The organism is Collinsella aerofaciens (genome assembly GCF_028209885.1).
GTDB classification, from domain to species: domain Bacteria; phylum Actinomycetota; class Coriobacteriia; order Coriobacteriales; family Coriobacteriaceae; genus Collinsella; species Collinsella aerofaciens_BA.
Genome location: NZ_JAQLEM010000049.1, coordinates 1 through 8962, shown reverse-complemented (window position 1 = coordinate 8962; position 8962 = coordinate 1). Strand labels below are relative to the sequence as shown.

Sequence of the window (8962 nt, the reverse complement as noted above, 5' to 3'; positions counted from 1 at the left end):
AGTTCGAGGACAACATCAAGAAGAACCCGAACGCCGATACCGATGCCGTCGAGAAGGAGACCGAGAAGGCTCAGGAGTCCGCCAAGGAAGAGAAGTCCGACGCGAAGACCCCGGAAACTTCCGACAGCAAGAAGAGCGATTCAGGTTCATCCAACGGCTCCAAGAAGGATAATGGGAAGACCACAGGCAGCTCCGATAATTCTGGAAACAAGAGCAATTCATCCTCCAAGAAAGACGAGGGAAAATCCGATAGCAAGCCGAGTGGCGGCAACAGCAGCAACTCCGGCTCAAACTCCAATTCAGGCAGTTCATCGAAAAAGGATGACACCCCGGCGCATCAGCACAACTGGGTTGCCCAGACAAAAACCGTCCATCACGACGCTCAGTACAAGACCGTCCACCACGACGCGGTGACGCATCAGGTATGGCATGACGCGGTGACGGAGGAACACTATATCTGCAACCAGTGCGGTGCGGATATCACGTCTGACCCTTGGGGGCATATTAACAACTCTCTTATGAATGGTGGTAATTGCGGAAGCTATCACTCTACCTATGTGACTGTAAAGCAGGGGTATTATGAAACCGTGACCGACCAAGCGGCCTATGACGAGCAGGTGCAGGTGCGCGATGCATGGGATGAGACTGTGACCACTGGGTATAAGTGCTCTTCTTGCGGTGCCACGAAGTAACTTGAAAGAGCAAAGCAATCGTCTATTTCAGGAAAGGAAAGCCCCGGCCATTTGACCGGGGCTTTCTTAATGTTCATCGATCGGCCTTGCGGCCGATGGGTCCCGCCCATAAGCGGGACCCCCGCGACGCGTGGCGTCGCTCTCGCTACGGCTTCCTGCAACGCTCCCAAGGATCGCGTTTCCGTCCGCCTCCGCTCACACCGGCCCCGCCCGCCGAACGGCTGCGCTCGATGGCTTCCAGAGGTCGCCATCGCTCCGCCGTTCGCCGGACGGGGCCTCTCGCGCCGGGTCGCCGAGCACCGTCGTGCGACGCTCCCCATGGGTCGCGTCTCCTCGGCGTCGGCTCAACCGGCGCTCACCTGCCCGGGCTCGCGTTGCCTCGGCAACCGGCTCGCTCCGTGCAGGCAAGATATGGATTCCGTTGCACGGAATCATCTTGCCGCCTGCGGCGGAGGGCGAACCGCTCCGAAGTCGCTCCCGCCAATAATAAGCCGGGACGCTTGTTGCGTCCCGGCCCAAGCGCTCAGTCCCCTCGCCCGTTCTGGTTCTCCCACGACTTGCGCTCAAGTTCCCAGAACGCCCTCATCGCCGTCGCGATCCCGCGCAGCGTGAAGCGGACGACGAGGCCGGTTGAGCGGTCGACCGCGAAGCCGAGCCTGCCGCCGTTGACTTTCCGCACGGCCCCGAGGGCCTTCGAGAAGAAGCGGTACTGGAGGCTCCCGCCCTTCGACCTCGCGAGCTCGATGCCGTCTCGCCTGAGCCGCCGGTCGAGCTCGGCCATGCGGTCGGGGCAGTCCCTCATTCGTCCGACCTCCTCGACGCGACGGGCGACCGCCACGCGGACGCGGGCGTTCTCGGAGCGCTCGGCCTGCCCCTTGCGGGCCATGTCGCGTTCCTCCCTGCCCGGCTGTCTCGCGTGGACGCGCGAGTTGGCCTTGCCGCGCTCAAGCTGCTTGAGCCCATACCTTTCGTCCAAGGTGCGAACGGTTTTCACGCGTGCGGCAGCGGCTTTGCGTGCGGGGCCCTCGTCGAGCCTCCTGCCCGTCTCAAGGTCGCTGCGGTTGATGCCGAGGTGCACGGCATAGCGGTCGGTGTCGTCGGAGCGGCAGCGCTCGCGATGCAGAACTATGACGACCTCTTGGTTCGGATAGCGCTCGGCCACGTAGTCGCGTGCGTATCGCATGCACATCTCCGGCGTCATCTTCCCGCCGTTGAGGTCGCACTCGTCGGGGAGGAAACCAAGTATCTGATGCTGCATGTAGGTGCACTTCGCCCCCGCCTTCCCCGGCTTGTCATGCCCCATGGCCTTCCTCGTGTCTGCCATCTCTTGGAACCAGCGCTCTTCACTGATGATGTTCTGCGTGTCGTGCGCGAGAGCTTTGTCCCTGTCCCATGAGAGATAGTCCTTGAGGCGGGAGAGGTGCTTCTCGCTGCACACGCTTGTCTGTTTAATCGCTGTCATGGGTCCTCCCTAGTCGAGCGAAAGGCCGCTGAATTTGCCGGTCGACTGGATCTCGGCTTTCTTCTTCGGCTCGGGCCACTTGGGGCACCAGAGGCCGACGCGTTCGCCCATCTTCTCGGCAGCGGCCTCGTCCAGTTGCTTTTGATAGGCACGGCGCTTCTCCGCCTCGTGCTCCGGAGTCCCGAGGTCGAAGTGCTCCTTCGTGGGCGTCTTGGTGCAATCGGCGACGGGTGAGCGGAAGACCCCGGCCCGCTCGGCGGGTATTCCGTTATCCGCGTGCTTGACGACGATTATCCCGTCCCTGTCCGGGGCCATGTCGCGCCATTCCCACGCGTGTATCACGTCGTCTGCGCTCTCGCTGTAGGAGGTCGATGCCGACGAACCCGACGCCGCCTTGCTGCTGCTCGTGCCCTGCGTGTGGCGGGTGGTCTTGCCGATGAGCTCCGTGAAGTATCGGCGGTCTTCCTCCTCGGCGAGCTTCATGGCGACTTTTACGCCGCAGTTCGCGAGAATCTTCCTCCGTCCGTCCCTCTCTCCGTATTTATTAAGCTGGGATATATCTTGCGTTGCCCCCGTCCAGTAAATCTGGAACGACCTTCCAAGCGAAAGGAGGGCGGGCAGGCATTCGATGCGGGGCAGGTTGCCCCATTCGTCGCCGAGAATCTGGACGGGGCGCGGAAGTCTTCCGCCGTTGGAATCGGCGACGATTTGGACGGATTCCCAGAGCTGGGAGAGGAATATCGCCGCTATGCAGTTGTATGGCGAGCCCTCGTCGAGCATATGGAGGAATACGGCGCTCTTGGTTTCAAGAACCGCGCGAGGGTCGATGTCGGACCCGGACGTCATCCATGCGACTGGGGCCGACGAGAACGGGCGCAGCGCCACCTTGAGCGTCGAGAGGATGCTTCTGAGCTCGTTGCCGCCCGAGGAGACGAACTGCGAGGCTCTGTTTTTAGCGGGGTGTCTGCTTGGTAGGGCGCGGAAAACGCTCTTGAGTGGCTCGGCCGGGTCGTCACCCTCTGCCTCGGTGCCACGGTCCAGCACCTCGCAGACGGTCGCAAGGTGCTTTGCTTCCTTGGGGCATTCATCGGACATGGAGACCAGCAAGACGAGGGCAGACAGGAGGCCCCGCGCGGATGCGGTCCAGTGCGAGCCCTTGCCGTTCTCGTCATCCTGCACCACGAGCTCCGCAATGGTGTCAGCCGCCTGCTCGGCTTCTTGGTCGCGGCTTTCGGCGTGGAGGTCGATGACCTGCTTGAGCGGGTTGAACCTCTGGCCTCGATAGGGTCGCTGCGTGTCGAGCAGGAGGACGTTGTAGCCGCGTCGGGCCAGCTCGTCACCCGTGAGCTCTATGAGCTCGTTCTTGACGTCGGAGACGACGAGGGTCGCGGGCTCGGAGCCGTTTGCGCCGTCGCCGTACGAGAGCAAATCGATTGAGGGCAGGTAGAGGAAGCGGGACTTGCCAGAGCCAGTGGACCCGGAAACATAGACCATCTTCTTTGGCTCGAAGAGGTAGCAGGGTTTGCCGAGCCATCTGGTGAACCCGTAGACGAACCCGCGTGAAGAGGGGTTAGCCGAGCCGTCCCATGTAATCGAACCTTTCACCGCATTGCGGCCCGTCTTGATGCAAGCATTGCCGAGCACGCCGCCATCGTCGGCACGCGAGTTGAGGGCGCTCGAATAGGCAACGAGGGAGCAGATGCAGAGCGTGAGGAGGAAGGTGAGGACGGTCCCCGTGATATGGGCGATGAATGCGCCCGAGAGCCACCAGCCGAGAACCGTGGCCGCATCGAGCGCAGAGGGGAGGGCTGACGCGTCGGGCATGATCCCGGAGGCAATATCGCCGATAGGGGCGGCAAGGATTGGGCAGACGAGGAATGCAATGAAGACGGATGATATGAGGGCGGTGAACATCTTGCTTTTCATAGCCGCTCCTTTGCTTTCGACAGAAGGGTTGAGAGTTCGGAAGCTGTGCTCGATATCAACTGGACGGCGTTTTCAAGCTGGACGGCCGTTTGCCGGTCGATGCCATAGGCGTTTATGGAGCGCATAGATTGGTTGAGGTTGTTGCCCTGCCGCTTCATCTCGACGAGCATTTGCCGGAGGGTCGACTCGTCGGCGACCTTGACGGGCTTCTCGCCGATTCGGAGGGCGGCCTCGCGCAAAAACGTTGATGGGGGCATGCCGAAAGAGGAAGAGCGGGCCACGATTTCGGCCCGCTCTCCATCGGTCATACGAACGTTGATATGCGCGGTCCTGCTAGTGCCGCGCATCGCCTAGCCCCTATCGAGGAAGGTAGCGTGGGCTCCGTCGAAGTCGAGCCGAGCTTCGCCTAACGTGCCGTAGCGATTCTTGAGGGCAACGAGCTTGAGCGGGGTGCCGCTCGCGGGGGCCTCAAAAGGGAAGTCGGGTTTTCCGTCATCGTCGGCAAGAAAAAGAACGGAGTCGAAGCTGTACTCGACCGTCGAAGAGCCGCCGAACATGCCGAGGTTGGGCTTGCTCGACTTGCCAGACTTGTAGGACTCGCGCGTGGTCGAGCTCAGGGCGATGACTGGCGAGCCGTAGAGGTTTGATATTTCGCGCAAGCCCTTTACGCACGCTGTGATTGCCAAGCGCTCGTCGATGAACTGCTGTCCCGCCGTGATACCGCAGGCGAGGAGTTGGAGATAGTCGATGAAAACGATAGGGGCCTCGTTGCGCTCACGTGCTATCAGCCCAACGAGGTTCGAGAGTTCAACGGTGTTCAACGGGCCGGTAATACAGAGATTCGGGGCGATACAGCTGCGATACCTGTCGAGAGCAGCCTCGAAGGCCTCGTGCTTGGGATGGTCTGCCGCCGCCGCGTCCGCGACCTCGGAAAGGGCAAGCTTGCCTCCGCTGAGTCGTGCAAGGCTCTTCTCCAAGAGCTTATGCGCGGGAAGCTCGGCGGAGACATAGATTACTGGGTGACTGTCGTTCGCAAGCTTGTCGGCCTCCTGCAAGGCCAAGGTCGTCTTGCCCCTGCCGGGACCGGTGCCGATGGCATAATTGAGCCCGGGATGGACTCCGCCGAGGATGTCGTTAAGGGCCTTGAGCCCGAAGAGGGCGATAGGTTGGTCACCCCTAAGGGCGCTGAGGTGCTCATCGAGCCTATCGGATTCGAAAACGAGAGGGTTGGGGGCCGGGCACTGCATTACTCGTTCGCCTCTTCAGCCAAAGTCCTGAAATAGGCGATGAGGTCTTCTTCCATGACAAAATACTGGTTGGCGATGCGGAAGCAATGGTGCGTCGACTTCATGAGCTTAATGGCGCTCGACTGGCCAATGCCGGTGAGAATCTGAACATCGAGACGGCTCAAGATACGCTTGGGACCAGTGCGACGAAGGTTGATGCCTGCGGAAATGGCGTCAACCTTGGGGTCATCTGCAAGATGCATGATAAACTCCTTGTTTGGGGTGCTCGGCTCCTCTTCGAGGTTTGGCGACTAAGAGAGGGGAGTCGGGTGCCGTTTTTTATTACCAGTCGGAACAAACCTCTTCAAGAAGACTGCTCCATTTGCGACGCAACTCCGGGGTATCCGGGAGTACGTGCTGGTTGCCGCAGTCTGCGGCAGAGGTCGTGACGCTCTCTTCGAGCGCGGAGAAGGCGTCGGCGAGATAGGCGCATGTCGCGTTCAGCTGGCCGATTTCGTCAAAATATTCGATGGCGAAGCGCACGAGCGCCACAACGGGGGCGCGGTTATAGTTGGTGGACGCCTCGTCCATCAGGGCGCGGCCGTACTTCACCGCCCTGTCGGTCTCGTAATCGACAAAGGGGTCTGAGGGATCGCGCGGAACCTTGTGCTCCATAAAGTCAATGACGGAATCAAAGCAGCGGCGAAGGTGCGGCATGTCCATCGCGCTGGTAAAGAGCGCGGTCTCACAACGCCTCTCGTGGATTAGCTCGAAACCGAACTCGACAATGGGCTTATAGCCGCCGTGGGCGACGGTTCCCGTCGCGCCAGTGACGTTCGAACGCAGAACGTCCGAGACGCTCGCAAACAGACCACTACCGCTGTAGACGTCGAGCATCCTGTCCCTCGGAAATGCCGGGGAGGGAAGCACCTCGTCAAAGACAAGGCCGATAATGGCTTTTGACTCATCGGTCGCTCGAAGGTAAGCCTCGTCGGAGACCATCTGTGAGAAGGGGGTCTTGAGGTTTTCGGGTATGCGGATACGCTTCTCGGCCTTCTTCTTATAGACCATTTTATTCACCTCCAATCGTTTGTCTGCAATCATCATACCATCAGACGGCGCATGTAGCCCTAGTAGTAGCCCACCGTATGAAGAGATAGTGAACATCGAGGTAAACTAGCCATTACTTAGATGACAGCAATTCAAAGACTTCTGCTGCGTTTCGGTCATTGGCCCTGATTGCATGGGTGTAGAAATTAGCCGTTGTGCTTGCGGAGGCATGGCCCATTCGCGCCTGAACGGTCTTTAAATCGACGTTGCTCGCCACGAGAGCGGTCGCGGCGGTGTGACGGAGGCCATGGGGAACAAGTCCTGAGTAACCAGTGCCGCGCGTATGAAGCTTGCCGTCTCGCATGAACTGCTTCGTCACATCGCTATAAGTCCCATAGCCGTTATCGACGCAGAAGTCCCTAAACCATCGAGAGTAGTTGTGCCCGCTTGGTCTGGTGACGCTTATGCTGCGGAAACCGTCGGCATCCTTTCCAACGCTGAATGCGTGGACGATGGGGTCGGTATCCTTTTGTTCCAACCCGCGACGTCTGAATATGTCGCGCTGCATAGTCTTCCACTTGTCTAAATACTCGGTCAGAGCTTTGTCTATGGAGAGAATGCGTCTGCTCATCTCCGATTTCGGGGGCCTCAAGGTCTTGTCGCTGGTGTACTGCCGGACGATTCGGAGCTCCATGGCTTCGGGGTCGTAATCGAGCCAGCTGAGCCCTAAAGCCTCGCCTTTCCTCAGCCCGAGGTGAAATATAAGCATGGTGCAGACGGTCATGGGCCCCATCGGCTCGGAAAGCAAGCACTCAGTGAATCTTGGGAGCTCATCGGGAGGGAGAAAGTTTCGTGCTCGCAGGTCCGGTTTCGGCAGCTTTATGCCGATGCAAGGATTGCGGCCAATCAGTTCGTTCTCAAGGGCATCTTGCATGACCTGCTTAAGCTTGACGTGAATGCGACGGATCTCGGCGTCGGTGAACCTTCCATTTGAACGGGCCTCAGCGTAGGCGCGTTTAACATCGTCGGGCCTCAGGTCGGCTAGGGGCACGTCTTCGAACAGTTCGCGTATGTGTCGCACGTCGTATCCCTCTCGCTCATATGAGAGAGGGGAGCCGAATGAGCTCTCTCGGAGCACGTGGAAGGATTCGGCATATGCCGCTACGGTGCTCGGAGCATCTCTAGATGGTTCATAGCTCTCAAGTTCCTCGCGGTACTCGTTGAGAGCGTTTGCGACTTCGCTAGGCCAGTTCTTCGGGTTCTTGCTCTTGCAATGGATGGTCCTCTTGGGTGTTTTGAGATACTTAACTTTGCTGCCGTTCTTTCCGGAGTTCGGGTCTCTCCCAAGAGAGAAGTAAATCTTGAATGAGCCGGGCTTTCCCTTGATGGGCTCAGATGTTCCCTTTGCGGTTGGTTTGATTCTGGTTTCCAAAAGTGTCCTCCAAGGGGATTACGTTAGGCTCGGGGCCGGGGCTTTGAGGGCCTCGGCCCCGAGCCTAACGTAAACTTTTCACCCCTGCAAGCCGTAAACGCAACTGCTAGGGGTGAAAAAGAGGTGAAATAGAATTCTAATAAGAACCAGCAGAAACTCAAAAACAGCTAATCTACCTGCGAATATATATAATAGGGCAAAATTGCATTTGCCCAGGTAAGGTAAATGACCATGACCTCCTAAAGCGGGTGTCGACGGTTCGAATCCGCCCGGGGGCACCAGGGAATATGACGGCGTCGCGAGAGCGGCGCCGTTTCTGGTTTGTGGGGGCCGCCGGCGGATTCGGGCCGTCGACACCCGCGTCACCAATTTCCCCGCGGGGGTTCGAGTCCGCCCGGGGGACACCAGAGATTTGCCGATCCCGGTACCGCAACGGCGATACGCCTTGCTAGTTTTGAAAGCTCGTCGTCGGTGCCCTAACGCACTGCCGTTTAGTGCCGATTCTGCCATGCCCGCACTCTTCGCGAGGGTGAGGAGCGTGAATTGATCGGAGAGGGCCAACCACTCTGATAAAATCATCCTCGCTGTCGGCAGTCCTCGTGCCGGGCAGAGCCCTCCATCCGATGGGAGGTGATGCCCATGACCGATTTCACCGAGCTCGTGAAGCTCCTGACCGCTATGGTCTCGCTCCTCACGGCCCTTGTCGGCCTTTCCAAGGCACTCAAGCAGGGTTCGAAGCCCAAAAAGAAAGGCCACCGTCGCTAAGACGATGACCTAACTTCGTTAAGCAACGGCTCTGCCCAGCTCATCACAACTTGGGCTGCCGTCGGCATCATTTTACCCTCCTGACGAGGAATTCGTCCATATTTCAAAAATCAAATTGTGCCCGCGTTGTCATCCTGCTATCGAAGCCTTGATTCTCATTTTCATTGCAACAGCCTCAGGACTCAGCGCAACGCGTTGCGCTCGGTGTCCCTATTTTCATGAAAGGCCCAGCAGTAGGACGCAAGCAAAGTGGGCCTTTTATCTGCAGTTATATGGTGTTCAATGATGCTTGATGAATAGTAGGGGGTAGCATTAAATCATATCTCCTAAAGGGTAGTGTCGAGAAAGTTGGTGTAGCGCCCGAACCGAAGCGAGTCTGCCCGGCGTCCGGGAACCTGGAATACGGTGA

General features: G+C 58.9%; 8 protein-coding genes and 1 pseudogene. 2 read left to right on the top strand and 7 right to left on the bottom strand.

What is annotated here, in order from left to right; translation table 11 throughout:
- A pseudogene (locus PMX21_RS09490) lies at positions 1-692 on the top strand (hypothetical protein); the annotation flags it as partial.
- Positions 693-1215: 523 nt separating this feature from the next.
- Here the strand turns inward: PMX21_RS09490 and PMX21_RS09485 are convergent.
- From PMX21_RS09485 to PMX21_RS09455, 7 genes are all read right to left on the bottom strand, one after another.
- Positions 1216-2154 carry a relaxase/mobilization nuclease domain-containing protein gene (locus tag PMX21_RS09485; protein ID WP_271759240.1) on the bottom strand — a complete coding sequence of 313 codons (939 nt, stop codon included), beginning with the start codon at positions 2152-2154 and terminating at the stop codon, positions 1216-1218.
- 9 nt (positions 2155-2163) lie between these two features.
- Positions 2164-4080: a type IV secretory system conjugative DNA transfer family protein gene (locus tag PMX21_RS09480; RefSeq protein ID WP_271759239.1), complete on the bottom strand. Its 1917-nt coding sequence runs from the start codon at positions 4078-4080 to the stop codon at positions 2164-2166.
- Positions 4077-4427, bottom strand: a complete 351-nt coding sequence (locus tag PMX21_RS09475) for a plasmid mobilization protein (protein WP_271759238.1) — start codon at positions 4425-4427, stop codon at positions 4077-4079. The genes PMX21_RS09480 and PMX21_RS09475 overlap by 4 nt, the downstream gene beginning before the upstream one ends.
- 3 nt (positions 4428-4430) lie before the next feature.
- Positions 4431-5327 (bottom strand): DnaB-like helicase C-terminal domain-containing protein, encoded by an 897-nt coding sequence (locus PMX21_RS09470; RefSeq protein ID WP_271759237.1) that lies wholly within the window; start codon positions 5325-5327, stop codon positions 4431-4433.
- The gene (locus tag PMX21_RS09465) at positions 5327-5569 is read right to left on the bottom strand and encodes a hypothetical protein (RefSeq protein ID WP_215694404.1); all 243 of its coding nucleotides are present in this window, start codon (positions 5567-5569) and stop codon (positions 5327-5329) included. Before PMX21_RS09465 ends, PMX21_RS09470 begins: the two co-directional genes overlap by 1 nt.
- Positions 5570-5648: 79 nt before the next feature.
- A complete protein-coding gene (locus PMX21_RS09460) occupies positions 5649-6377 on the bottom strand; it encodes a hypothetical protein (protein ID WP_271759236.1) in 729 nt (242 codons plus the stop codon).
- Positions 6378-6489: 112 nt separating this feature from the next.
- Positions 6490-7788, bottom strand: a complete 1299-nt coding sequence (locus PMX21_RS09455) for a tyrosine-type recombinase/integrase (RefSeq protein ID WP_271759234.1) — start codon at positions 7786-7788, stop codon at positions 6490-6492.
- 639 nt (positions 7789-8427) lie between these two features.
- Here PMX21_RS09455 and PMX21_RS09450 point away from each other — a divergent pair.
- Positions 8428-8553, top strand: a complete 126-nt coding sequence (locus PMX21_RS09450) for a hypothetical protein (protein WP_255413117.1) — start codon at positions 8428-8430, stop codon at positions 8551-8553.
- Positions 8554-8962: the final 409 nt, after the last annotated feature.

Coding starts and splice junctions, on each gene's coding strand:
- PMX21_RS09485 (WP_271759240.1), bottom strand. CDS start 2,154: ATGACAGCGATTAAACAGACAAGCGTGTGCAGCGAGAAGCACCTCTCC.
- PMX21_RS09475 (WP_271759238.1), bottom strand. CDS start 4,427: ATGCGCGGCACTAGCAGGACCGCGCATATCAACGTTCGTATGACCGAT.
- PMX21_RS09470 (WP_271759237.1), bottom strand. CDS start 5,327: ATGCAGTGCCCGGCCCCCAACCCTCTCGTTTTCGAATCCGATAGGCTC.
- PMX21_RS09465 (WP_215694404.1), bottom strand. CDS start 5,569: ATGCATCTTGCAGATGACCCCAAGGTTGACGCCATTTCCGCAGGCATC.
- PMX21_RS09450 (WP_255413117.1), top strand. CDS start 8,428: ATGACCGATTTCACCGAGCTCGTGAAGCTCCTGACCGCTATGGTCTCG.
- PMX21_RS09480 (WP_271759239.1), bottom strand. CDS start 4,080: ATGAAAAGCAAGATGTTCACCGCCCTCATATCATCCGTCTTCATTGCA.
- PMX21_RS09460 (WP_271759236.1), bottom strand. CDS start 6,377: ATGGTCTATAAGAAGAAGGCCGAGAAGCGTATCCGCATACCCGAAAAC.